Source organism: Clostridium sp. LXY-7 (assembly GCF_056172015.1).
Genome location: NZ_JBLLJL010000002.1, coordinates 407,279 through 431,949 on the forward strand (window position 1 = coordinate 407,279; position 24,671 = coordinate 431,949).

The 24,671-nt window shown below is 29.3% G+C and carries 24 protein-coding genes and 2 pseudogenes; 22 read left to right on the top strand and 4 right to left on the bottom strand.

What is annotated here, in order from left to right; all coding sequences use genetic code 11:
• Positions 1–36 precede the first annotated feature (36 nt).
• The 16 genes and pseudogenes from ACI48Q_RS09020 to ACI48Q_RS09095 all read left to right on the top strand — a co-directional run bounded on the left by ACI48Q_RS09020 (position 37) and on the right by ACI48Q_RS09095 (position 16,417).
• On the top strand, positions 37–960 hold the full coding sequence (locus ACI48Q_RS09020; RefSeq protein ID WP_474918752.1) for an ABC transporter ATP-binding protein: 924 nt from the start codon (positions 37–39) through the stop codon (positions 958–960).
• Positions 953–1,639, top strand: coding sequence for a hypothetical protein (locus ACI48Q_RS09025; protein ID WP_474918753.1), 687 nt, complete (start codon positions 953–955; stop codon positions 1,637–1,639). The genes ACI48Q_RS09020 and ACI48Q_RS09025 overlap by 8 nt, the downstream gene beginning before the upstream one ends.
• 24 nt (positions 1,640–1,663) lie before the next feature.
• Complete coding sequence (locus ACI48Q_RS09030; RefSeq protein ID WP_474918754.1) at positions 1,664–2,542, top strand: sensor histidine kinase; 879 nt, start codon at positions 1,664–1,666, stop codon at positions 2,540–2,542.
• A 767-nt stretch (positions 2,543–3,309) separates the two neighbouring features.
• Entirely contained in the window at positions 3,310–3,669 is a 360-nt protein-coding gene (locus tag ACI48Q_RS09035) for an ArsR/SmtB family transcription factor (protein ID WP_474919511.1), read from the top strand.
• Positions 3,670–3,874: 205 nt separating this feature from the next.
• Positions 3,875–5,050 carry an MFS transporter gene (locus ACI48Q_RS09040; RefSeq protein ID WP_474918755.1) on the top strand — a complete coding sequence of 392 codons (1,176 nt, stop codon included), beginning with the start codon at positions 3,875–3,877 and terminating at the stop codon, positions 5,048–5,050.
• Positions 5,051–5,851: 801 nt separating this feature from the next.
• Positions 5,852–7,039, top strand: a complete 1,188-nt coding sequence (locus ACI48Q_RS09045) for a VanZ family protein (RefSeq protein WP_474918756.1) — start codon at positions 5,852–5,854, stop codon at positions 7,037–7,039.
• Positions 7,040–7,227: 188 nt separating this feature from the next.
• Positions 7,228–7,365, top strand: a complete 138-nt coding sequence (locus ACI48Q_RS09050; protein WP_474918757.1) for a hypothetical protein — start codon at positions 7,228–7,230, stop codon at positions 7,363–7,365.
• A gap of 406 nt (positions 7,366–7,771) precedes the next feature.
• A complete protein-coding gene (locus ACI48Q_RS09055) occupies positions 7,772–8,050 on the top strand; it encodes a CD3324 family protein (protein WP_474918758.1) in 279 nt (92 codons plus the stop codon).
• Between the two features lie 191 nt (positions 8,051–8,241).
• Entirely contained in the window at positions 8,242–8,568 is a 327-nt protein-coding gene (locus ACI48Q_RS09060; protein WP_474918759.1) for a GNAT family N-acetyltransferase, read from the top strand.
• A gap of 657 nt (positions 8,569–9,225) precedes the next feature.
• Positions 9,226–9,396, top strand: coding sequence for a hypothetical protein (locus tag ACI48Q_RS09065; RefSeq protein ID WP_474918760.1), 171 nt, complete (start codon positions 9,226–9,228; stop codon positions 9,394–9,396).
• The gene (locus ACI48Q_RS09070) at positions 9,368–9,601 is read left to right on the top strand and encodes a reverse transcriptase domain-containing protein (RefSeq protein ID WP_474918761.1); all 234 of its coding nucleotides are present in this window, start codon (positions 9,368–9,370) and stop codon (positions 9,599–9,601) included. Before ACI48Q_RS09065 ends, ACI48Q_RS09070 begins: the two co-directional genes overlap by 29 nt.
• 708 nt (positions 9,602–10,309) lie before the next feature.
• The gene (locus ACI48Q_RS09075) at positions 10,310–11,665 is read left to right on the top strand and encodes a GyrI-like domain-containing protein (RefSeq protein WP_474918762.1); all 1,356 of its coding nucleotides are present in this window, start codon (positions 10,310–10,312) and stop codon (positions 11,663–11,665) included.
• A 680-nt stretch (positions 11,666–12,345) separates the two neighbouring features.
• Positions 12,346–12,678: pseudogene (locus tag ACI48Q_RS09080) on the top strand (MFS transporter); the annotation flags it as partial.
• A gap of 52 nt (positions 12,679–12,730) precedes the next feature.
• Positions 12,731–14,689, top strand: coding sequence for a tetracycline resistance ribosomal protection protein TetB(P) (tetB(P), locus tag ACI48Q_RS09085; protein WP_474918763.1), 1,959 nt, complete (start codon positions 12,731–12,733; stop codon positions 14,687–14,689).
• Positions 14,690–15,118: 429 nt separating this feature from the next.
• Positions 15,119–15,484: pseudogene (locus tag ACI48Q_RS09090) on the top strand (GNAT family N-acetyltransferase); the annotation flags it as partial.
• 396 nt (positions 15,485–15,880) lie between these two features.
• The gene (locus ACI48Q_RS09095) at positions 15,881–16,417 is read left to right on the top strand and encodes a flavin reductase family protein (RefSeq protein WP_474918764.1); all 537 of its coding nucleotides are present in this window, start codon (positions 15,881–15,883) and stop codon (positions 16,415–16,417) included.
• Between the two features lie 175 nt (positions 16,418–16,592).
• Here ACI48Q_RS09095 and ACI48Q_RS09100 read toward each other — a convergent pair whose 3' ends face one another.
• The 3 genes from ACI48Q_RS09100 to ACI48Q_RS09110 all read right to left on the bottom strand — a co-directional run bounded on the left by ACI48Q_RS09100 (position 16,593) and on the right by ACI48Q_RS09110 (position 18,396).
• Positions 16,593–17,333, bottom strand: a complete 741-nt coding sequence (locus ACI48Q_RS09100; protein ID WP_474918765.1) for a nitroreductase family protein — start codon at positions 17,331–17,333, stop codon at positions 16,593–16,595.
• A gap of 490 nt (positions 17,334–17,823) precedes the next feature.
• On the bottom strand, positions 17,824–18,000 hold the full coding sequence (locus ACI48Q_RS09105) for an ATP-binding protein (protein ID WP_474918766.1): 177 nt from the start codon (positions 17,998–18,000) through the stop codon (positions 17,824–17,826).
• Positions 18,001–18,024: 24 nt separating this feature from the next.
• Entirely contained in the window at positions 18,025–18,396 is a 372-nt protein-coding gene (locus ACI48Q_RS09110; protein ID WP_474918767.1) for a pyridoxamine 5'-phosphate oxidase family protein, read from the bottom strand.
• Positions 18,397–18,598: 202 nt separating this feature from the next.
• On the opposite strand from ACI48Q_RS09110, the gene ACI48Q_RS09115 reads away from it, so the two are divergent.
• The 6 genes from ACI48Q_RS09115 (at position 18,599) to ACI48Q_RS09140 (ending at position 23,911) form a co-directional block, all read left to right on the top strand.
• Positions 18,599–19,102, top strand: coding sequence for an RrF2 family transcriptional regulator (locus tag ACI48Q_RS09115; RefSeq protein ID WP_474918768.1), 504 nt, complete (start codon positions 18,599–18,601; stop codon positions 19,100–19,102).
• Positions 19,103–19,290: 188 nt separating this feature from the next.
• Positions 19,291–19,845 carry an RNA polymerase sigma factor gene (locus tag ACI48Q_RS09120; RefSeq protein WP_474918769.1) on the top strand — a complete coding sequence of 185 codons (555 nt, stop codon included), beginning with the start codon at positions 19,291–19,293 and terminating at the stop codon, positions 19,843–19,845.
• Positions 19,838–20,590, top strand: coding sequence for a hypothetical protein (locus ACI48Q_RS09125; protein ID WP_474918770.1), 753 nt, complete (start codon positions 19,838–19,840; stop codon positions 20,588–20,590). Before ACI48Q_RS09120 ends, ACI48Q_RS09125 begins: the two co-directional genes overlap by 8 nt.
• Positions 20,591–21,463 carry an ABC transporter ATP-binding protein gene (locus ACI48Q_RS09130; protein ID WP_474918771.1) on the top strand — a complete coding sequence of 291 codons (873 nt, stop codon included), beginning with the start codon at positions 20,591–20,593 and terminating at the stop codon, positions 21,461–21,463.
• 4 nt (positions 21,464–21,467) lie between these two features.
• A complete protein-coding gene (locus tag ACI48Q_RS09135) occupies positions 21,468–22,739 on the top strand; it encodes a hypothetical protein (RefSeq protein WP_474918772.1) in 1,272 nt (423 codons plus the stop codon).
• Positions 22,740–22,750: 11 nt separating this feature from the next.
• Positions 22,751–23,911, top strand: a complete 1,161-nt coding sequence (locus ACI48Q_RS09140; RefSeq protein ID WP_474918773.1) for a hypothetical protein — start codon at positions 22,751–22,753, stop codon at positions 23,909–23,911.
• A gap of 350 nt (positions 23,912–24,261) precedes the next feature.
• Here the strand turns inward: ACI48Q_RS09140 and ACI48Q_RS09145 are convergent, their stop codons facing one another.
• The gene (locus ACI48Q_RS09145; protein ID WP_474918774.1) at positions 24,262–24,546 is read right to left on the bottom strand and encodes a hypothetical protein; all 285 of its coding nucleotides are present in this window, start codon (positions 24,544–24,546) and stop codon (positions 24,262–24,264) included.
• Positions 24,547–24,671 lie beyond the last annotated feature (125 nt).

Genomic DNA, 24,671 nt, shown 5'->3' on the forward strand with positions numbered 1-24,671 from the left:
TAGACATTACTATAGAAGGCAAGGGAGATGATAAAGATGTCAGATACTGTTTGCCAATCAATAAATTTATCAAAAAAGTATAAAGGCAATATAGCACTTGAAAATGTAAATATTAATATTAAAAAAGGTGAAATTTATGGTCTTATTGGAGAAAATGGAGCTGGTAAGACTACCTTAATAAAAATAATTGCACAGTTGATAAAGCCCACTGAGGGAGAGGTTAAGCTATTTGGAGTAAGCAATGAGAAGCAATTATGCGAAGTGCAAAACAAAATTGGATATACCATTGAAAATCCTGCACTATATATGGATATGACTGCAAAACAAAACCTTGAAGTAGTACGTATGCAAAAAGGGATACCAGGGACCAGTGATATTGATAGAGTATTGCAGCTTGTGAATTTAAATAATGCAGGGAAAAAGAAGGTTAGGGAATTTTCATTAGGGATGAAGCAAAGATTGGCACTTGCTATGGCTTTATTGAATGAGCCTGAACTTTTAGTTTTAGATGAGCCTTTAAATGGTCTTGATCCAACTGGGATTTTAGAGTTAAGACATCTTTTAAAGAAATTGAATACTGAAAAAGGTATTACAATAGTAATTTCAAGTCATATTCTAAGTGAGCTTCATAAGCTGGCTACATATTATGGAATTATGCATAAGGGAAAAATTATAGAAGAGATATCTTCAAATGAACTAGATGATAGATGTAAGAAACATATCTTTTTAAATGTTTCTGAAACAAAAGGGGCAGCCATTATCTTAGAGAAAGAACTCGGAATTAATAATTATACTGTTTTTAATGAAAATATTATTAAGGTATATGGCCACTTTAATCAGTGTGCTCAAATAAATAAGGTATTGATGCTAAATAACATTTTAGTTGAGGAAATCACCATAAAAGGTGACAGCTTAGAGTCATACTTCACAAAAGCAATAGGAGGTGACTTCTATGTATAATCTTTTAAAAGCAGAGATATACAAGCTTAAGCATAGTAAAGAATTGTTAATTTGTGCAATAGGATTAATAATTCTAGGGGGAATAGGAGTGTATTTTGGAAACCAATGTGGAAGATCTTCTTTTGCAAGTCAAGGACGTGAAATGTTTGCACTTATGGCATGTACTTTGTTTGCAATTACTAACGTAGGAAAAGATTTATCATTCAAAACAATAAATCATGCTTTAACATCTGGTAATACAAGAAGAATGGTTTTAATGAGTAAATACATTTCTTATATAATAGCTTGCATTATTATTTTATTGATAAACTATATGGTTATGGGGGGCTTAAATACTATCTTTTATGGATGGGGAGAAGTCTTTAATAGTAGAGAAGGCTATTTTATAATTGTTTATATAGTAACTGGAATGTTTTTTGATTTATGCCTTGTATCTATTCCATTTTTCATATGTATGGTTGTAGAAACATCAAGCTTAGCTCTTACTTTATCTGCAGGAGTCATGGGACTTATACTCGTATTATCTCAATTACCATGGGAGGCAGTATCATATACTGTTGCAAGTAAAGATAGTTCTCTAGGAGTGGTGCCATTTATTTTTACAGTTGGTTTTATGGCAGGAACAATTCTGTTATATTTACTTTGTAGCTTTTATTTTAATAAAAAAGATATACATTAATTTTAGGAAAGGACGGATTGGGATATGGTAGAAGAATTGTTAATTGTAATTATTATGTATATGGCAATCCGTTTTATATTACTAAAAAAGCAGCTGAGGAAAATTGAGAATAGTCTTCGAAATAAAGAAAGAATTAATATTACATTAAGGGATAAGGATACGGAAAACTTAGCTGAGGCTATAAATAATATATTGCAAGATGAAAAGCAATTAGAAATAACCATTCGAAATAGGGAGTATAGGTTAAAACAGTCTATTTCTGATATATCCCACGACTTAAGGACACCCCTTGCTGCGATTCGAGGGTATCTTACTCTTTTAGAGGATTGTAATGAAGAAGAGAAAATAGAGTATATTAATATTCTCAAAAAGAAATCTGAAGAGTTAAATAAGCTGATAAACAATTATTATGAGCTTTCTATTTGGGATAATATGAGCTATGAAATAGAGATAAAAGCAATAGATATTGTTGAAATAGTTACTGATGCAGTTATCTCTAATTATGCTTTTATAAAAGAGAAAGAAATTGATTTCCATAACAGAGTTCCAGATAAGAAAATAGAAATTCAAGGAGAAGAAATTACCTGTGGAAGAATAGTTCAGAATCTAATATCCAATGCAATAAAATATTCAACAGGCTATATAGTAATTGAGATTAATCAATTTGAAAAAGATATTATCTTTACAATTAGAAATAGTGTTTCAGACTTAAAGGAAGCAGATTTGAAGTATTTGTTTGATAGGTTTTATACTGCTGATAAATCTCGTAACCGTAGCGGAACTGGATTAGGGTTATTTATTGTAAAAATACTTCTTGAAAAGATTGGTGGAGGTGTTAAGGACGTAAGTTTGAAAGATGATATTTTAAGTATTTCCATTCTATTTAAGGTTTTTTCAAAATGAGCATGACTTCAAGGTGCTAAATTCCAGTTTATTATCATACAACGAAAACCTCAATTGAAACTGTTACGGAGAAGCATACCATAAGTGATGCTCTAAATCTTTGATTTAGTTAGCAGAACTTACTCAGTGAGCGAATGTGAATCGAGTTTCCTAAATAAATAAGGTTAATATCACTAACCATTGATGTTACTTGGTTAGTGATATTTTTACAAGAAAAAAACTGTATGATAGGCAATAACTATTTACAAAATATACAAAATACATTATATAATTATAAGCGAAAAAATAAGTAAAATTAATTTTAGTAGGAATTTCAATTGGTGCGATATTAGTTCAAGATTTTGCTAATAAGAATCCAAGTAAAGTTGCATCTCTTTGTTGCATTGGTGGATATGATATAAATAATTTTGATAGTTCTTTACAAAAAGAGAATAGTAAAGAACAAATGAAAAATTGTATTTAAGAATATTGAAGAAGCTTTTGATTTGATATTGAAACCAAGTAGAATCATTGCAACTTTAAGAGGATAAAATATTCTCAATAATAGCTAGACAGCGTAGTAGTACTGGTTCAGACCTTCCTAAAATACAAAGATTTTAATGTCATGAAAAAATGCAGAGACAGAGATTAAAAATCTCTGTTTTTGTTTATTACAAAGTAAATAAGGATTATGACTACGCTACCCAATATAACTATGATATATCCTAATATCGTTCCTTTGCCAATACCTTACACTCACAATAGAAAACGGTGGTTGTAAGGTGATAATGAAAAATAATTGTTTACAAATCTATAAAAATAGATATAATATAGTTATGGAACCTTTATTAATCTATAAAGCATTATCAAATGATACAAGGCGTCAAATTTTATTATGGTTAAAGAATCCAGAAATTTTTTTTGATGAAGAGCAATATTTACAACAAGGAATTAGTTTTCAAGTTGGAGTATGTGTAGGAGAAATCCAATTGAAAACTGGACTGGCTCAGTCGGTTATTTCTAGTTATTTATTAACTATGAAAAAAGCTGGATTATTAGAATCCGAACGAATTGGAAAATGGACGTATTATCGTCGAAATGAAAAAACAATACAAGAATTTGCTGAGTACGTTCAAAAAGAATTATAAATAGAAAGGGGGATTTCTTTTTTTTGAATATCATATCTAATTATATAGATATCTGTTATTGTATGTACAAAAAATAAGGTGATCAAATCTAATCGATATTTGTAGCAATGCTCGACTATTTTTTGTTACGTTTATTCATTTAGAATCTATTAATTTCAAAAAAATTCATGTATATAAATCAATAAAAGAATGGAGATTTTTAATAATGAAAAAAGTAAACCCTCTACTTATTATTATGCTAGCATTAGGTGTATTTGGAATTATTACAACAGAGATGAGTATTGTCGGAGTATTACCCCAAATCGCGCAAAAATTTACGATTTCAACTTCAAAAGCGGGCTCGTTAGTAAGTATATTCGCTCTAGTTGTTGCTATCTCTGGGCCATTTTTAATATTACTAGTGTCTGGGATTAACCGAAAGCTACTTTTATTAACATCTATATTTATGTTCTTTATTTCTAATATTATTTATGCTTTCACAACACATTTTGAAGTTATGCTTATTTTTCGTATTCTACCTGCAGCACTTCACCCGGTCTTCTTTTCAATAGCTCTTGTAACTGCAGCAACACTTGTTCCGCCAGAAAAAAGCAGTCAAGCAGTTGCGAAGGTTTTCATGGGAATTACAGTTGGATTTGCTTTAGGTGTTCCATTGACTTCTTATCTTACAGCACAGTTTTCATTAGAAATTGCTTTCTTGTTTGGAGCGATTGTAAATGCTTTTGCCTTTATTGGAATATTCATTTTGCTCCCTTCTATGCCCGTTAAAGAAAAGATGTCTTTTGGTAAGCAAATTGGTATATTACGTAAACCGGGATTATGGTTAAATATTGTAACTGTTGTATTTATTTTTGCAGCCATGTTTTCGGTATATAGTTACTTTGCTGAGTACCTTGCAAGAGTAACCCTCATGAATGGCGCTCTTATTAGTCTCATGTTACTAATATTTGGTATAATTATGATTGTAGGTAATAATTTGTTTGCAATTTTTTTACAAAAAAGCATAGTAAATACCGTAATATCATTTCTAATTTTATATTTAATTGTTTATTTATTGGTTTATTATTTAGGATCTTATTTCGTTCCAATGATTTTTGTGGTATTTATTTGGGGAATCGTACATTCTGGTGGTTTAATTGTTAGTCAGGCATGGTTAATTAGTGAGGCAAAAGAAGCTCCTGAATTTGGCAATAGCTTATTCGTCTCGTTTTCAAATCTAGGAATTACTTTAGGAACTACTGTTGGCGGCTGGTTTATTTCTCAATTAGGAATTCACCAACTTGTTTGGAGTGGTTTCATATTTACACTGTTTTCTTTTTTATTGGTAATAATAAAAATAAAATTTTTCAAATCTAGTACTCATCCATCGCCATTAAATTAAAATAACTTTATATCCGTATTAAAAAACGAGAAGCTGATAGATGGCCTTGAGAAGTTAGAGGAAAGAATCTTTGTTCCGATTATAGTATAGCGTGGAATTCTTTTAATACTACCTTATCTAGCATACTGAACTCATATGATTCAAATTTATCAATTACGTATGTTGGTGGAAAATCTTTAGGTGAATTAAATTTTGACGCTAATAAAATTTACCAAAATGAACATTTTGAAAATCATATCATTAAAATAAAAAAATAAAATTTTGTTTATAAAAACCTCACTTACTTATGTTACGGTGAACCGTATCATAAATAAGTGAGGTTTTTAGTCTTAGATATTGATATAACTTGCCTAAGACTATTTTTATAAGTAAAATGCCGTATTGTAAGTTAGAATGATAAATTAATTAATATATTTATAATTGACTTTAACCTAAAGTGAAAGTTTAGTATATTAATAATTATGAGATAGTAGAAATAGACCAATTTAGATAAATGCTATCAGTTGTAAAAGAAAAATATCCTAGTTTAAAGATGCGATTAGGAGAACTTTTAAGGATACTACATGATAATAATGGGTTCAATTTTGAGGTGCAAAAAGAGCTAAATAAGGGTGAAACCACATATGAATCACATTAAGATTCTCATGTGGATTTTCTCGTTATAGTGGCTGTTTTCAATGAATTTATCACATTTAAATTAGGATAATGTAAGAAAAACTTAAGAATTATGTTAATATATATTAAATAATTAATGTTAAAATATAAATGAAAAAAATATACTAATACCAAGGAGGAAATTAAGTGATAAGAATACCATATATACTTATTGTATTAATTTTAATAGTAATTTGGACAATATATAGAATATCAGTAATAAAGAAAAGTAAAGAGAAAAATGTAATGAGAGAAATATTTATAAACGTATTTTTTATATATTTTCTGATATTAATTAATTTAACAATATGCAAAGGTTCAGTGTTGCAAATAAGTTTTGAAGATAAACGAAGTATTAATTACATACCTTTAGTAGAAACAATAAAGATGTTCCAAAATAATTACATGGGTATAGGAAATGCGCTTTATAATGTAGTTGGTAATATAGTATTGTTTTTACCATTAGGATTTTTCATTCCTTTATTATTTAAAAAGAAAAATAGTGTTTTAAATATAGCCCTATATGGATTTATAACATCACTAATCATAGAATTAATTCAGTTACCTACTGCATCTAATATAACTGATATTGATGACGTAATATTTAATACTTTAGGTGCAATATTAGGATTTTTAATTTTTAATGTATTTTATAGGATTATAAAGAAAACTAAATTTAAATATTTACCAAGAAGCGTGACAAGCACCTTTGACGGAAGTTTAGTAACTCTTATTATTAGACCAGTAAGTATTATGTTTGTAATAGTTTCAATTTTTAGCATTATAACTGTATATAATTCAACAATGTCATCAAATACTTCAGATGAGGAGATTGCAAAATCAGTTTTCCAATATAGTAGTAATACAGAGTTTCAAGCAGTAAAAGAATTTTTAGGGTATAAGAGTTTTCTTAAAGACGAAGGGGATTATGTAGAATTAAAATTTGTACAAAAAGTTTTGAATAACAGGTGGTTTGATAATGGAAACTGGACGGGGCAATATCTTAAAGTCGATGGTGATTATAGTATTGGAATTATTTATGATGATATTACAGAACAAAATGTTACAATGTCAGTTTTGGTATTTGGTAAGAATAAGGATGCAAGCAAGATAGAGATAATATTTAATGATAAGAGTTATAGAGAAGAAATAAAATCTAATGAATACTTCCTTACAGCATTTCCTAGTTTTGAAACTTTAGAAAATAAAGGTATTCGTAATATGCATAATCCTTTGGAAAGTAAGGATTTAAAAATTGAATTCTTTGATAAAAACGGAAATAAGTATAATGATATGAAATTTGCAACTAATACATTTAAACCTAAATTTAAATAGAGCATCAATGATGCTCTATTTGCTTTTGCTGTGAATTATATTTTACTTCATATATGAAGTTAAGTGCGGTTTTTAATGTATTTTCACCACTTTGAACCTAAAACTGGAATCCGTTGATATGATAATAAGTCTTTTTTTGATATTATTATTTCAAAATATGAATTTCATCATTTAAATGAAGATGAAAAATGTATAGCAATAGAAGAAATGATAATATTGAAGATATAATAAGTGAGAGTTTTGCTAAATACAAGCAATACTCATTGATAGCATATAATTTTGAAAAAATAGGAATTGAAAAAATAAAAGACTATATTGTTAGATGAGATTAAAAAAAGTAAGGATAATGGAGAGATAACAGTAGAGACAAATTTAAGAAGGTTATCATTAATATACGATTTAAAGTAAAATAAAAAGTAATTATATGGGAAAACATCACTTGCGACCGATACGGAGAATCATACCATAAATAAAGTAGACTCTCTTGGAAAGCATTGAAATGACTAGTGTTGTTGACTATTTGAAAATACAATATTAGTATTATAATAACAAGTAAGTAATAATTTTGAAAGTAAGAAGTATAAAAACATATGATTGGAGTGATTTTCATGAGATTACCAATAGGACCTCCAAATTCATAGCAAAGGCTGCTATGAAGAGATTATATGCAAATTAAATTACTTTATAAGTAGTCTTTGCTCAAATCTTTATATTATTAAGGAGGGCAAGGCCATGGCGTATATTAAAGCACAAAATGTATTACCAGAAAAAGTTATAAATTTAATTCAAGAATATGTAGATGGTGAATGTTTATATATTCCAATAAAAAGCGGGAAAGAAAAATCCTGGGGTGAGAAGAACGGTACAAGAAAAAATCTAAAACTTAGGGATGCTGAAATTTTCAATAAATACATTAACGGCACTACTATTATTGAATTAACAAAGATTTATTATCTTTCAGATAAAAGTATAAGAAGAATAGTAAATAAAGAAAAGTTATTAAGGTTATAATTCAAAGGGATATTTTCTTATTAATATTGGTTAATAAGAAAGCATCCTTTTGTTTTTATGTTGGTCGAAGCTAAAATACAATATTACAAATTAAATTACAATCTCAAGTTTTATTAACAATTGTTTACGAGATTTTAATAAAGCAATTTAAGTGTTAAGATATATATAGTATTTAATTGGGGGGTAAAAGAATGAATATTGAATTTAGAAAGCCAACAGAAAATGATGCTAAAGATATTGCAACATGGAAATATGAGGGGATATATTCTTTTTATAATAATGATAAAACAGAAGCTAAGAGGAAATGGGCAAGTAATATACACAATGAAGAGAATACATTTGTTATGTATAATGAGAAAAATGAATTAATAGGTAATTGCAGTTTTAATTATGATTATGATGATAAGCTATTTATGTTTGGAGTACAAATGAGGCCAAGTTTAACGGGTAAAGGTTTAGGGACCAAAGTGGTAGAAACTATACTTAATTTTGGCAAGGAAATCTATAATTTTAATTAGTTAGATTTGCTTGTTGCAAAGTTTAATAGAAGGGCAATAACAATATACGAAAGATTAGGGTTTAAAACTATAGATGAGTTTATATGGAATGTAAATGATGAGGAAAAAGAATTTATTGCAATGAGAAAAACTTGGTAAAAAGCTTACGTTATAACTGTTACGGTGAAGCGGTGCGGCTGAGCAAGGTTGTGTAATTTAAATGGTGGAAATCCATTCTGAAGAGATTAAGTCAAATCATTCAGTAGCGAATCATGGAGATAAATAGGTAACTATTTATTTTAAGCGTTGACAGTTAGGGAGTAGGCTTGAATGTGATTGAGCCTCGTAATAAATATAAATTTAGGAAGGCTGACGGTGTCGGTTCTCTGGAAAGCAATATTATAGTAAGCAATAATGACGAGTTTACTATAACTTCCTCGGGGTCAAAGAGCCAAGCATGTTATACAATGGTCACACAGCAACTCAGGAGACCATACTGCTCTTCTTTTAAGGAGTATGACAAACAACTGGTAATAAGGGAGAATGTCAAAAGGTTAGTAGGGAGTCGGATAATCTAATAGTACCAATGAAGTAGGGTAATGCCAATGGAGGGAAGGAGATTACATATTATTGCCTTAATTAAGGACACATTAACTACGCACAGGAGTAGAACAATTGATGGAAACGAAATTAGTTAAGATAGCAGAAATTGCTAAGAGAAATCCCAAAGAAAGATTTACATCTTTATATCATCATCTGAATAAAGAAATGCTAATAAAGTGCCACAAAGAATTCAGTAGGAATAAAGCCGTAGGCATAGATGAAGTTACAAAAGCTACTTATAAATAAATTTTTGAAAGCAGGTATGATGGAAAATGGTGTTGTGGAAGCAACAAAATTGGGAACTCCCCAAGGCTCAATAATTTCGCAAACTCTTGCAAATATATATTTGCATTATGCACTAGACTTATGGTTTGAGAAAGTAATAAAGAGAAATTTTAAAGGTGAAGCTGAAATTGTAAGATATGCTGATGATTTTGTATGCTGCTTTTAATACGAAGGTGAAACCAGAAATTTCTGTAGGCGCCTTCTACATAGACTCGGAAAATTTAATCTTGAAATCGAAAAGAGTAAATCTAATTTGTCTGGAAATAAAGAAGACACTATTTAAGTGGCTAAACCGTAGAAGTCAAAGGCGAAGCTTTGATTTGGACAAATTCAAAATGTATATAACGTATAATTCATTACCTAAGCCTAAAATTTATGTAAACATATATAGTTAGCCATTTCTATAAAATAATATGAAGAGCCGTATGCCTTAATTGGGCACGTACGGGATCTGTGAGGGGGAAAGTTCGTGAGGGCTTTCCCTACTCGACTATCATAAATGACGTAGACTTTTTTGTAATGATAGAAATTGCAAATATATATTATAATATTAAAAACTCTTACCTTAGCAATATGAGTAAGAGTATTTTTTACTTTGAGGAGGTAGTAATGATGATAGAAGTTAGCTAAATGATGAATTATATGCTTCTGTCGTAATAATGATGAACTATTTTTTATGTAAAATTGGGTAAGAATGATTGACAATGCTAATTCATTAAAAACTATTATTTGAGGTATTGTTAGAATATAGAAGACAGGTAATTAGTATAATTTTGTTAAATCTATAGAATGTTTTTGGAAAAAAAGTCGGACAATTCCAATTTTAATATGCTATTATATTCATATCTTAAGATACAATAGGAGGGCTCCCATTATGAATTATTATGAGCGAATACAAAAATCCATTGATTATATTGAAAGCAACCTTGAGAACAAAATTGATATAAATATCGCAGCACAAACGGCATGTATGTCCCTATCAAACTTTTATAGAATGTTTTTTGCACTTACAAGCTACTCAGTAAAGGAATATATAAGGCTGCGTAGGCTTAGCCTTGGAGCTATTGAATTAAAAAATAACAATACATGCTTAATTGATATTGCCGTTAAGTTTGATTTCGAGAGCGGTGATAGCTTCTCAAGGGCTTTTAAACGTGCAACTGGATTTTTACCTAGCGAATATAGAAAACAAAATAAAACTTTTTTCTTTGAAAGGATTGATATTATGGATAAATATTTTGATATTCAGGATAGTGAACTACTTGAAAAATATCCTGATATAAAAGTTCTAAAAGAACTTGAACCTATGCGGGTAGCTTATTATTGTTATTACGGTAAAGATCCAGAAAGCAATGCTTTTGCTGTAATGGTAGACTGGCTCAACAAAAATGGTTTGAATGTAAACGAACAAAATTTACGCATTTTCGGTTATAATAATCCCAACCCATCATCTCCTGACCAAGATGAGTACGGTTATGAAGTTTGTATTACTATTGCAGATAATATAATTGTTAATGATGATAAGGTGAAGGAAAAAATTATGAACGGTGGTCTCTACGCTGTTACAAACGTTAAACGTGGAGAAAATGATAATATGGGAAATGAAATTGTCAAGGCGTGGAACCGCTTTAAGAATTGGCTCTCGGACAGTAAATACGTTTATGGAGGGCATCAATGGCTGGAGGAACACTTGGGCTTCGACGATAATGCTAATCATATCGGCGGAATAGATTTATATATGCCCATAAACCAAAAATCCAATGATTATAATACAACTAAAACTTTTGAAAACGTAGAACCAATGTGGACAGCTACATATACCGTTAAAGGAAAAGACGCTGTCGAAAAAGCACAGAATTACTTTTTTAAATGGTCAGAGTCTCAGGGATTTTTTAATGATAGCCTGCCACATAGGTTTTTTGCTTATTATAACCATGAGAGAATAGGACATAAAGATTTTTTCTATAAAATCCATGTTACAGTTAATGAAAATTTTAAGGTCGATAATCCTGATATAAAACTTGAAGAGTTTAAAGGCGGCTACTACGCCGTTATGAAATCAAAGTATAAATATAATGGTTGGGCTTGGGGAGAATTTATTAACTGGATATCTAAAAGCAAAGAATATTCATTTGGTAACTATTGGTTTTTTGAAGAATATAAACTTAAAAGTCCTAAGCTTGAAATGGACACTGAAATGGTCTTATATATGCCAGTAATACAAAATTGATAAGGAGATGAACCGGTGCGGCTGAGCAAGGTTGTGTAATTTAAATGGTGGAAATCCATTCTGAAAAGATGAAGTCAAATTATTCAGTAGCGAGTCGAGGAAATGAGTAATTTATACTATATAGTAAACCGTACCACTTATTTCTGGTACGGTTTTATTAATGTATTGAAAAAAATTAAAAATTTATATATAATGAAATTATACTAAAATATAAACATGAAAAATATAAATGTAAAGGTGTTGTAAATATGCGCAAAGAGGTAATTTTTAATTAAATTAACTGAATAAGGATTATTTTAAAAAGTATATGAAAAAATCTTGAATGACTCAAGGTTTATTTGTGTAATCTAAAAATAATCAGTATTATAATGAGCATGTTACATCTTTATTTGCAGAATAGGAAAACTGTGTTCTAAACACGGTATTTTTATGCCTATTTTTGCTACATTTATAGATATGGTATAAGATTTTAATTTGAATAGCTTAATCGTAAGTTATATAATTAAAGTTCTATATTTTATGTTTATATTTAGGTTATATGATTATGAGGCTGTAAGTGAATTATGTTCATTTACAGCTTTTTTTGTTTAAGGAGATTATTTTGATGATTTATATGTTTAAATATGAAGATTATGAAAAACAAACAAATTTTTTAAGAAATACTAGGATGGTGATGATTAATGGTTAATAAACTTTCAGCATATAAAATTTATTTATTATTTTCAGCTATTACAGCAATGTGTTTTTTATTAGTAGCTACAGTTATGATAGTGTATCACATTGAAAAGGTTTATTTAAATCCACTTCAGCTTATACTTGTTGGAACTACTTTAGAAGTAGCATGCTTTATATTTGAAATTCCTACAAGCATAGTTGCAGATGTGTACAGTCGTAAACTATCTATTGTTATTGGAATAGTACTAAGCACTGTAATAGCTAATTTTTCTGTAAGACTGCCTATAGTTAGTGGAGTTTTATTTATAATTCTTGCATTATTTTTAGGGTTATATATTGTTTCTATGATAATGGATAAAAAGGTGGCTGATAGAGTTGGAGGTGGTAATTATGAAGGAAATAATTAATATAGGAATCGTAGCACACGTGGATGCAGGAAAAACAACTATAACAGAAAACTTGTTATATCATAGTGGAGCTATAAAATCAGTTGGAAGAGTTGATTTAGGCAATACACAGACGGATTCTATGGAGCTTGAGCGTAAGAGAGGAATTACCATTAAATCCTCAACCATATCTTTTAATTGGAATAATGTTAAGGTGAATATTGTTGATACTCCAGGACATGTAGATTTTATTTCGGAAGTTGAACGTTCATTAAGTGTATTAGATGGAGCAATACTAGTTATATCAGGAGTAGAGGGGATTCAGTCACAAACAAGAATATTATTTAACATATTAAAGGAGTTAAACATTCCAACAATAATTTTTGTAAATAAGCTAGATAGAATTGGGGCAAATTTCAATAAAGTATTTGAAGATATAAAGAAGAACATGTCCAATAAAGTAGTTAGATTACAAGAAGTATATGATGCAGGAAGCAAAGACGTCTATATAAAAAATCTATTTGATATATGCATGATAAATGATGGTGCTATTAATGTTTTATCAGACTTAGACGAAGCATTTTTAGAAAAATATGTTGGTGGAATAGAACCTGATAAAGAAGAAATACAAGAAAAGCTTTCATTATATGCACGAGAAGGAAGTCTATATCCAGTATTTTGTGGTGCTGCAGCAATTGGACTTGGAGTTGAAGATTTATTAGATGGAATTTGTAGTTATTTCCCATTTGCAGGTGATGATTGTGAAAGTGATTTATCTGGAGTAGTGTTTAAAATCGAAAGAACAAGTAAAAATGAAAAGAAGGTTTATGTAAGATTATTTGGAGGAAAAATATCTGTAAGAGATAAAATTCAAGTACCTAATAAGGATATGGCAGAAAAAGTAAGGAAAATTAATAGGTTAGAAAATGGGGGAATTATTGAAGCACAGAGTATAGAAGCAGGGGATATAGGTATTTTATATGGACTTACAAGTTTCCAAGTGGGAGATGTTATTGGAATTTCAAATAATAAAATTAAAAATATATCTATAGCTAAACCAGCATTAAAAACAACAATTTCTGCAATTGATAAAGAAAAAAATCCAGAGCTATTTAAAGCATTAACATTACTTGCAGAGGAAGATCCACTACTAGAATTAGAGATGAATAGCATGGATAAAGAAATTTATGTCAACTTATTCGGTGAAGTTCAAATGGAAATACTAAGTTCTATGTTAGATGATTTATATGGAATGAAAGTAGAGTTTTCGAATATTCAGACTATCTATAAGGAAACACCTAAAGGTCTTGGAACGTCAATAATGCATATGCAGGAAGACTTAAATCCATTTTGGGCAACAGTAGGCTTAAAAATAGAACCAGCAGGGAGAGGCGAGGGTCTTAGGTATATTTCTAATGTTTCAGTAGGATCATTGCCAAAATCTTTTCAAAATGCAATTGAAGAAGCAGTTATTAAGACAAGCAAGCAAGGATTATTTGGATGGGAGGTTACAGATGTAAAAGTCACTCTTAGCCGTGGTGAATTTTCTGCTCCAGTCAGCACTCCAGCAGATTTTAGAAATGTGACACCTATGGTATTCATGGAAGCATTATATAAAGCACAAACTGTTTTATTAGAGCCATTACATGAGTTTGAGTTAAGAATTCCTCAAAATGTTTTAAGTAAAGCGATTTGGGATTTAGAAACTATGAGGGCAACCTTTGATAATCCTATTGTTATAGAGGATGAATTCTCAATAAAGGGATTGATTTCAGTAGAAAATTCTAAAGAATATAAAATGAAAATAGCTTCATATACAGAAGGTAGGGGAATGTTTGTGACAAAATTTTATGGGTATAAGGAAGTTTCAGCTGAATTTGCAAAAGCACGCAAAAAAACAACTTATGATCCATTGAATAAAAAAGAGTATTTGCTTCATAAATTAAACGCAATTAGAGATTAAATTTAAATATATAAGTTTCAATTAAGTTTCTACATTATACAAATAGACTATATTATTAAAATTAGATTAATTAGAACTTTATATTATTACTGTTCAACCGTTTCGAAACCTTGATTTACTAAGGCTCTATTCAAGTAAAAAGCTAAAAGACAACAACTCGCTTCACTCGAACAGATTGTCTTTCTTACGCTTTTTACTTTCATAAAACCTAAGTAAATCTAAGGTTCCTGCAAATGGTATTCACAGCAATAATATAAAGTTCAACTTAAATAAATTATAAGAATGTCTATTTTTATTATGTAGTTTTATTATTGAAACTTATATAGATAAGTTAAATTTTTATATGTAGGATTTAAATATTAAACATTGACATAGATACAAGCTATTTTACTGTACTTATGTACTGGATAGATAGATGAAACAGGAAAAAAAGGGCAGGAAGAACCTATTGGATGTATCGGACTTTTAATAAGAGAAGCAAGCGATTTCGGCATCGGACCGGAGGAGGGAGAAATCGCGTATTGGATTGGTGTTCCTTATTGGGGGAAAGGGTTTATACCAGAGGCGATTAGAGAATTGATGCGCTATTGTTTTGAAGACCTTGGACTTAAGACACTTTGGTGTGGGTACTTTGAGGGAAATGAGAAATCGACTCGTGCTCAAGAGAAATGTGGGTTTAAGTATCATCATACCAATCATGAGAAGCCTTGGCCTTTGATGGGCGATGTAAGAACGGAAATTATTACATGTATCACCAAAGCGCAGTGGTTAAATAATATATATCCTTGCGAATAGTTGCAGAAATTCCAATTTATATAAAGAATACTATTTAACATAGTGTTATAGAAAATTTAATAGAAACTTGAATTTAAAAATATATTAATTATATAGTATTTTAAAAGGACAACTGACTTGTGTCAGTTGTTTTTATTATTGAAAAAGAAAGAGCAAATTTATATTGTATATGGGGAATTCTAAGCTCTTTTACTTAGAGGAAGGGTATCTGTGAATAAGCAAAATTAAAATTGCAAAACAGGCATAATTGTTAATCCTTTTTCTGATAGAGAGTATTCTAGTCATTGGCCATTTTTACTCTCCTTTTTGATAGTATCTAACTAAAAAGTGCATACTTGCTACTAATTATATACCAATTTATCATAGAGATAACAAATTTACAAGGAGAATGATATTATGAAAAAAGAGATACAAGTATTTGATTATGCCAATGAAATTATGAAAGCTATTAAAACAGGTGTTTTATTAACAACAAAAGCAGATGATAAAGTTAACTCTATGACTGTTTCATGGGGAACTCTGGGGATTGAATGGGGGAAGCCGATTTTTACAGTTTTCGTAAGAGAGAATCGTTTCACGAAACAACAACTTGAAAAAAATCCTGAATTTACTATAAACATACCAATTGGTGAATTTAATAGAAAAATATTATCTATCTGTGGGACAAAGTCTGGTCATGTAACTGATAAAATCAGTGAACTTAGCTTGTCACTTGAATCACCTAATAGAATTTCAGTTCCAGCTATCAAAGAACTTTCACTAACGCTTGAATGCAAGGTTGTATATAAACAAAAACAAAATGAGAATGAGATTACAGAAGAAAATAGAAGTAAATTTTACCCACAAGATGTAGAAAGCTCATTCCATGGAGCAAACAGGGATTTTCACACAGCTTACTATGGTGAAATTGTTAGTGCATATATTATAGAATAGTATATTTTGAAGTTTTAATGCATTGTTGGATTATGGTAATAACACGAAGTAGTCAAATTCCAATTTGTATAAAAGATTAGAAGTAAGCCAATGAGATTAAAAGTATCATTGGCTTATGTTATATTTTTTTAGTATAAATATGATCAAAAAATCTGTTTGACTAATATATTTGACGTTAAAGTAAATTGTATATGGAAATAGGTATTAATTCATATTTATTGTTTTCTTTACACAATGTTCTTTGAAAAGGAATATTATTATGCAACAGGGCTAATTCTAATATACACAGAAAAATCCCCATATCAATTGAATTGTAAAATGGTATTTTATCTTTCGGCATAATAGATTTAACTTCTGTTGTTCGGTATATTTTTAATTTATTTTTTTCATAAACAACTCTCCATGGTTGTGTGTTGCAAGCACTTGGAGCATATTTTACAACTTCGGCTATCATTTCTAATCCTGAAATACCTGTCCAAATTTCCTGCGTTTTTTTTCGTTTGCATTTTGTATAATCTTTTCTAAATTCATTCGGTTTACTTTTACCTAACGCTATCATAATCACAAATTTCAAGTTTTTATATTCTGGCTCTTGAGTTTTCCCCATTCCGTACCAGCATGCTCCAATATCCTTTGAAGCTAAATACAAATCTAGCTGTTCAAACATATAGCCAATGTTTAATAAAAAATGCTCTTTTTCTTCACTGTAAATAAGTAAACAATATTCACCACGTTTTGAGGTGGTTTCTTCTCTTGGAACAATCTTATATTTAACACTTATATCCCTTACAAGGGGTGTTAAATCTTTGATTTTCTGATTTATATCTCGTAAATCCTCTTTAGAAATTGTAATGGTATCATTAAATCTTCTGAATGATTTTCTTTTAAAAATCATGTTGTATTCTTTATCTATCAATATTGAATGTTCTCCTTTTAATTAGTACACCGATGCCTAAAATCAGAATACAATGCTTTAAAATGAAAAACAACTTATTTTTTAAAATTGTCAAAGTTCAATTCAGTTAAGATATTATATATAAATTGATATGAATAACATTCATTAGTATAGAGTTATAAAATAACATAATAGAAACTTGAGTTTAAAGTAATACTAAGTATATTATATATTGGGAAATCTATGCTTTTTTATTTACGGAGAGGTGAACCGGTGCGGCTGAGCAAGGTTGTGTAATTTAAATGGTGGAAATCCATTCTGAAAAGATGAAGTCAAATCATTCAGTAGCGAGTCGAGGAAATGAGTAATTTATACTATATAGTAAACCGTACCACTTATTTCTGGTACGGTTTTATTAATAGTGGATGAGGTGAATGAAACTATTTTTCTTCTGACTCATCAAGCAGTTCTATTACTCTTTCAGTTAATTCCATTTGATCTATCCTTTTGGTTAATATTGGGCAATACATTTTTTAGGGCAAGCAAGTTGGCAAGCTCCACAATCAACACAAGCAGATTCAGTGATTATTCTCTTTTTATCGTCTCCTTGTGTTATGCACCCAACAATACACACTCTTTGACAAGTTCCACAAGCTACACAATCTGATTTATTGATTCTTCTTGGCATAGTTTTCTCCTTGTATTTGAAAAATTATAATGTTTGTTTACAAGAGCTAACTGTAATTTCTAATACTCTTGTAAGAAATGAGTATTTTTCTCTCATCATCTTAAAGTGATCTCCATCTTTTAAAAATTTAGCAGTTCCTTCAAGTAAAAATCCAGTTCCCATATAGTTATAGCCCATTACTTCCTTGCTACCAAGAGTTAATTTTACATTATGGTTAGCATTAATATTTTCTTCTGTCTTAATCATAGCAGCTGCAGGAATTAAAATTTTATTGTCCTCTACAATAACTAAATAGCTATTCCATGTATTAGAAACATGAGCCTCATTATTTGAACAAGTTACAATAGAAACTACACCTTCATGATTTAGTACTTTAAAAAAATTTTCTGTAAACATTTTATATTCCTCCTTAAATTATAGACAATATTTATCGTCGACATATCATATCTATAATTATAATATTACGTTTTCCCGCCATTGTCAATAAGTATGTTTTTTGAAAAGTATATATTTGATGCTGTATGAGTATCTTGAATGAGAATAAATAATAGGCTATTATTAAGAAAAGACTATAATATAATAAAGGAGTATAAATAAGATGAAGTTTTCAGTAGGAGTAGAGTATGCACTGCATTGTTTATTATATATGGTAAACTTAGAAGAAGGTAAATCTGTGGGAATAAGGGATTTAGCAACATTTCAAGGTATCTCAGAAACCTATTTATCAAAAGTATATGCAAAATTAAGTAAGTCAGGAATTATAAAATCTATACCAGGTGTAAAAGGTGGTTATGCACTAGCTCGTAGTGCAGAAGAGATAACATTTTGGGATGTTGTTGAAGCAGTAGAAGGAAGTGAACCATTCTTTCAATGTGCAGAAATTAGACAAAATAATATATTATTAGATAAAGATAATTTACCAGATACACATACCAAATGTCCTTGTTTAATAAAGGTAGTAATGTTAGAAGCAGAAAATGAAATGACAAAATATCTAAATAATAAGACATTGGCATGGTTATATAATGAGGTATATAATAAAAAACTTCCAAAAGAAGTGGAAAAGGCTACGATTGAATGGTTTAGCAATAGCAGAAAATAATATTGAAATCGCGTGTATATTCTCACAAAGAATCACGCGATTTTTTTATTTGTAAAACCTAGAGCTATATAATATTTGTAAATAATAAAAATTTTTGAAAAAAGTTAAAACTATTTTATAGCCTGTTACGAATACATACATGAGGAAGTAGAATTATTAGTTGTAAGTGACAATGGCGGAGGTGGACAATGACTAGTGAAAAGAAATTAATAAGACTTGTAAAAGACAAGGGAAATAAAGCAGCCGCTGGAGAGTTAGTGCAACTCTACTATAAAGATATTTTTGTCTATGTCTATAAGCAAACCCAAAATGAAGAGCTTTCTAAGGATTTAACACAGGATATATTTATTTCTATGTTAAAGGCTATTGATAGATTTGATGATAAGAAGGCTTCCTTTAAAACATGGTTGTATAAGATAGCAAGTAATAAAATTATTGACAGTTTTAGGTCAACCTATTATAAGTATGTCACTGTTGTAGATGAAATCGAAGATTATGTAAACACCTATGAAAATACTATGGAGGATTTACTTGAGATAAGAGAAGATGCCAATGAAGTTTTAGATATAATCAGCACCTTTAATACTAGTATCCAGCAAATAGTTAGATTAAAGATTTTTGGTGACATGACCTTTGCTGAAATAGGTTCTTTACTTGAAATATCGGAATCTACTGTTAAAACAAGGTACTATGCTATTGTAAAAAAGATAAAGAAGATCATGGAGGTGAAGAATAATGGATGATAAAGAAAAGGATATAGATATAGAAATTCCTCAGATGGATTTTGAAGAGCTAGATTCCATCGTTAATGCTGGAATTAAGCCTAAAACATCTTTCATAAGCTATTTGAAGAGGTGCTTTAAAGAATTAGGCTTTAGAAATATATTTCATGATAAAAATGAGTTAATAGTTATCGGTGTAGTTGGAATTATATTTATGTTAATTTCAGTAACAACTTTGGTAGAAAATAATGCAAAAGAAGCATATAAATTTATATTCATTGTGTCTCCAGTAATGTATTTGAGTGCAGCTGTATTTTCATTCTACAACTCCAAGGAAAAAGGGACCTTTGATATAGAGATGACCTGTAAGTACAATTTGTATCAATTGGCAGCTTTAAGGATGTTTAGCTTTAGCATTGTAAGTATTTTGATTAATACTTTTGTAATATTAGTTATAGGCCTTCTTAGTAAGGAAGTTGATGTAATAAGGATGGTTATTATATCTATCACTGGATTATTCTTATTTTCCACAATATTTTTATACTCACTAATGAAGTTTAGATGGAAGTTTTCTAGGTACTTAGTTATAACCACATGGTTAGTAGCTAATATGCTTTTTAGTAACATGAATAAGGAAATGTATATGAATTTTTTAATAAATGTTCCACTATACATACATTTAATAATTTCAGCAATGTGCATATTTTTCTATATTAAAAATTTAAATAAACTAATAAATTATAGACGTAAAAAGGGAGAGATTTAGATGTTAGTTGTTAATAATGTTAGTAAAAATTATGGGAACTTTGTAGCTCTTGAAAACATAAATTTGGAATTCACTAATGGGGTATATGCTCTTTTAGCTCCCAATGGTGCTGGTAAGACAACTCTAATTAAGATGTTGACTACACTGATTTTTCCTACTAAAGGAGAAATACTTTATGATGGAAGTGACATAGTAACCTTAGATGAAGAGTACAGGGATATTATAGGATATTTACCTCAAGACTTTGGATATTATAAAAACTACACTCCTACTAAATTCTTATTATACTTGGCTGCATTAAAAGGGATAGAGAAAGGCAAAGCCAAGGATAAAGTAAAAGAATTGCTAAATATTGTAGCTTTAGAAGAAGTTCCTCATAAAAAGATGAAGGGTTTTTCAGGTGGAATGATACAAAGAGTTGGTATAGCCCAAGCTTTATTAAATGACCCTAAGATACTTATACTTGATGAGCCTACAGCTGGACTAGACCCCAAGGAAAGAGTTAGATTTAGAAACTTATTAAGTGATTTATCAAGGGATAGAATAGTAATTATATCAACTCATATAGTATCCGATATTGAGTTTATTTCTAATGAGATTATTATGATTAAGGACCATAAGATACTTTACAAGGATTCTATTGAAGATATCTGTAGAACCATTGATGGAAAGGTTTATGAGACAACAATGGACTTTGAAGAGAGCAAAACCTTTAGGAAAAAACATATCCTTTTATCAGAAAAGCAGGATAGGGGAAAATTGAAAGCTAGATTTATAAGTGAAGATGAAACTCAAGAACATTGGATTAAAGTATCACCTAACATAGAGGATGTATTTTTATATCAATATAGAGATAGTGATATAGGAGTATAGATTAATGGATATTAAATTGTATGAAGCAAAAAAGCTAATAACTACGCCTATATTGATAGTATTGACGGCAATTTTCTTAATCTATAATGGATTCATAATATATGATAGTTCATATATTAGAAAAGACTTAAAGCTAACTAATGAGCTTATTGAGGAATTTGGGTATGAAGTCAATAGTGATATGCTTAATAAGCTGGAAAATAAATATGATGAGAAAATGATTAGTTTAAATCAGGTTGCTAAAGATAGGTTTAATAAAGAGTTTACATCTATATCAGAGTTTTTAGGCAGTAAAGAATATGAAACGAAAATCTATAGTGGAGAGGATTTTTCTGAAACAGAGAGGGATTTAATTAAAGATCTATCAATAATGGAGTTGTATAAAAATAGGTCTGTAAACCTTATTTCCAACTATGAAAATATAGATATTATGGAAATGGCTGAAACTTCCATAAGGGAGTATGGTCTTAGTGGAAAAGCCGCTGATCTAGTTAGAAAGAGCTATGAAAAGTTAGTACCAAGATTTGAAGAATTAAAGAGTAATGGAGAGCATAAAAATTTATTCTTCTTAGGAAAGACCTATAAAATCCATAGTCTATTATTCAAAAATGTTTTTGTTAAATGTTTAATAGAGATTATGATATTGGTGGTTCTAGCAGTATCCTTTTTAGTAAGTTACGAGAGAGACAATAGAACTTTAGGGTTAGTTTCAACTACTAAAAGAGGTCGAAACTTAATTAAGGACAAGCTTCTTGTAAGTATAGCTTCAGCAGTTGTTATTACTACTATAATTTTAGGTGTTACATTGTTAGTTTACTTTATAGTCTTTGACTATAGTGAAGTTTATAAAGTGCCTATAAGCAGTGCCTTTAATTGGGAGATAAGACCATATATAAGTTGGTATAATAATTCATTTTTAGAGCAATTAATTCTCTCCATAGGTCTGGTATTTATTGCCTCAATTATTTTTGTTGGAATAACCTTTGTCATATGCAGCCTTTTAAAAAACAGCTATAGGACGTTTTTTGTGTTCTTTATCTTATTCGGAGGATTATTTATGCTACCAGCACTTTTTAGTAAAGATTCAGAACTACTTATATGGAGTTACTATAATATCTTTAGCTTAATTCTAAATCCTCATATTTGGTTTATGGAGGCTGGAGCATTTATGACTTCTAAGTATTATGAATTTGCTACATTAGCCACTAATAGTGAAATAGTTATACTGTTAAGTCTTTGGTCTATAAAAAGATTCAAGAGAGAAACTATAGTTTAAAGGAGTAAATTATGAGATTAATAAATAACGAGATAAAAAAACTATTGAATATAAAGTCAATAGTAATTACTAGTATAATCTTTTTTATAATATGGTTTATTTTTGTAGGATTTCATATTGAATATTTTCCAAATGGCAAGCCAGCTACACCAAACTTTAATTTAAGTGAAAAAATGCTACAGGATTATGGTGAAATTATAGATAAAGAGGAGATGGAGGATTTTAAGGCAAAGACCTCTTTATTAGAAAAAGAAGCTGATAGCTATATATTATCCCATAAAGACTTTGCAGAGTTGGGGATAAAGTCTTATAGAGAATATATAGATAGGCGGCAAAAGGATGCTTTTAATGATGAAAAGATAGATGCATTAAATAATAAGACAATGTTTCAATCAGAAAATAAAGATTTATTTTGGGACCTAGATTCTAGATACTACTTAATAGACAGATATGATCGAAAAAATGACTGGCTAAGTGACAGGACCAATGTAAATAATAAAGCTGGAGTTAAAAGATTGAATGAAGTTATTAAAAGTGAAAATTCTAATTCAGTTCTAAATTATGTTGTATTAAGCAATTATAATGACCTGATTTCTAACTTTTCCATAATAATTGTGGTAACTATAGCATTTATTATATCAACCATCTTTATTGATGATAATAAAAATAAAACTAATTATCTTCAATATAGCTCAAAGATTGGTAGAAAATTATCAAAGAAAAAGATAGTAGCAGGTATGATTTCTGCTCTTATAGTAGTAACTGTAGAAATAATAGTATTTTTCCTTATATACTCACAGAATAATACTTTGAAATTTTGGAATTGTAGTATAAATTCTGTATTTGCAGATATGACATCTTGGTTTAATTTAACCTTTGGACAATATATAATATTATCCGTTGTGCTTATGTATATAGTGGCTTTAATTGTAGCTAGTATATCTATATTTGTAAGCAGCAAAGCAAATAGTTATATATCACTAATAGGAATTCAGGTTCCTGTGCTAGGTCTTATAATTGCTTTCCTAATGAATAGAAGAATGAGGCAATTAACAACTCTTTGGCTGCCTAAGTATGCATTACATATGATTTATGGTATTTCCGTAGTAATATCGATTGTGATGATATTTATGGTACTGAAGAAAGAAAAAATTAAGGATATTCTGAATTAGAAACGTTTAATTAGCAATCTTAATGACTCCTTAAATATAGGCTTTGTTTTAATATAGTGTTGATAATGAACTATATATTATTACTCACAAACCGTTTCGAAAGTTTGATTTACTAAGGCTCTATTCAAGTAAAAAGCTAAAATACAACAACTCGCTTCTCTCGAACAAGTTGTATTTCTTAACGCTTTTCACTTTCATATAGCCTAAGTAAATCTAATCTTCCTGCAAATGGTTTGTTTCGCAATAATATATAGTTCTAAAATCAACACTCATTTAAAACAAAGCCCAAATATAAAGAATGAAAAGCTCACTAGTTAATTCTAGTGAGCTAATTATATTTATAATTTTTCCTATGATAAAGGAGTAAGTATTATTGGTGAGTTTGTATCTGGTACAGGTAGTGGTTGTATTAGGGATTTGCTATTCGTGGCTGGTGTTGTTACCCTGATTCCTTCATTATTTGTAATCTCTTTACTATATAAACCATTTTCATTTTTAGGTGATTCCATTATTATTCTGCTAGGCCTATCTTCAACTTTATTGTTAGCACTATTAGTTAATTTAATAGATAATAAAGCAACGAAGCTAATAATAGTCATATATATAATATATTTACCATATTGTTTCAATTTCAAAACAATCCTCCTCCTTATATCTATATATTTATTATAGCCTTTAGCTCGATAACACAGAGTAATAATGAAATTTTCAAATATTTAACATAACTATATTTAGACTAATCTTCTTATTAGAATGTTTG

What these genes read in the sequence shown, in the direction of transcription:
- ACI48Q_RS09020 (WP_474918752.1), top strand. Translation starts at nt 37, where the DNA reads ATGTCAGATACTGTTTGCCAATCAATAAATTTATCAAAAAAGTATAAA.
- ACI48Q_RS09025 (WP_474918753.1), top strand. Translation starts at nt 953, where the DNA reads ATGTATAATCTTTTAAAAGCAGAGATATACAAGCTTAAGCATAGTAAA.
- ACI48Q_RS09030 (WP_474918754.1), top strand. Translation starts at nt 1,664, where the DNA reads ATGGTAGAAGAATTGTTAATTGTAATTATTATGTATATGGCAATCCGT.
- ACI48Q_RS09035 (WP_474919511.1), top strand. Translation starts at nt 3,310, where the DNA reads ATGAAAAATAATTGTTTACAAATCTATAAAAATAGATATAATATAGTT.
- ACI48Q_RS09040 (WP_474918755.1), top strand. Translation starts at nt 3,875, where the DNA reads ATGAAAAAAGTAAACCCTCTACTTATTATTATGCTAGCATTAGGTGTA.
- ACI48Q_RS09050 (WP_474918757.1), top strand. Translation starts at nt 7,228, where the DNA reads ATGTATAGCAATAGAAGAAATGATAATATTGAAGATATAATAAGTGAG.
- ACI48Q_RS09055 (WP_474918758.1), top strand. Translation starts at nt 7,772, where the DNA reads ATGGCGTATATTAAAGCACAAAATGTATTACCAGAAAAAGTTATAAAT.
- ACI48Q_RS09060 (WP_474918759.1), top strand. Translation starts at nt 8,242, where the DNA reads ATGAATATTGAATTTAGAAAGCCAACAGAAAATGATGCTAAAGATATT.
- ACI48Q_RS09065 (WP_474918760.1), top strand. Translation starts at nt 9,226, where the DNA reads ATGGAAACGAAATTAGTTAAGATAGCAGAAATTGCTAAGAGAAATCCC.
- ACI48Q_RS09070 (WP_474918761.1), top strand. Translation starts at nt 9,368, where the DNA reads ATGAAGTTACAAAAGCTACTTATAAATAAATTTTTGAAAGCAGGTATG.
- ACI48Q_RS09075 (WP_474918762.1), top strand. Translation starts at nt 10,310, where the DNA reads ATGAATTATTATGAGCGAATACAAAAATCCATTGATTATATTGAAAGC.
- ACI48Q_RS09095 (WP_474918764.1), top strand. Translation starts at nt 15,881, where the DNA reads ATGAAAAAAGAGATACAAGTATTTGATTATGCCAATGAAATTATGAAA.
- ACI48Q_RS09105 (WP_474918766.1), bottom strand. Translation starts at nt 18,000, where the DNA reads ATGCCAAGAAGAATCAATAAATCAGATTGTGTAGCTTGTGGAACTTGT.
- ACI48Q_RS09110 (WP_474918767.1), bottom strand. Translation starts at nt 18,396, where the DNA reads ATGTTTACAGAAAATTTTTTTAAAGTACTAAATCATGAAGGTGTAGTT.
- ACI48Q_RS09115 (WP_474918768.1), top strand. Translation starts at nt 18,599, where the DNA reads ATGAAGTTTTCAGTAGGAGTAGAGTATGCACTGCATTGTTTATTATAT.
- ACI48Q_RS09120 (WP_474918769.1), top strand. Translation starts at nt 19,291, where the DNA reads ATGACTAGTGAAAAGAAATTAATAAGACTTGTAAAAGACAAGGGAAAT.
- ACI48Q_RS09125 (WP_474918770.1), top strand. Translation starts at nt 19,838, where the DNA reads ATGGATGATAAAGAAAAGGATATAGATATAGAAATTCCTCAGATGGAT.
- ACI48Q_RS09130 (WP_474918771.1), top strand. Translation starts at nt 20,591, where the DNA reads ATGTTAGTTGTTAATAATGTTAGTAAAAATTATGGGAACTTTGTAGCT.
- ACI48Q_RS09135 (WP_474918772.1), top strand. Translation starts at nt 21,468, where the DNA reads ATGGATATTAAATTGTATGAAGCAAAAAAGCTAATAACTACGCCTATA.
- ACI48Q_RS09140 (WP_474918773.1), top strand. Translation starts at nt 22,751, where the DNA reads ATGAGATTAATAAATAACGAGATAAAAAAACTATTGAATATAAAGTCA.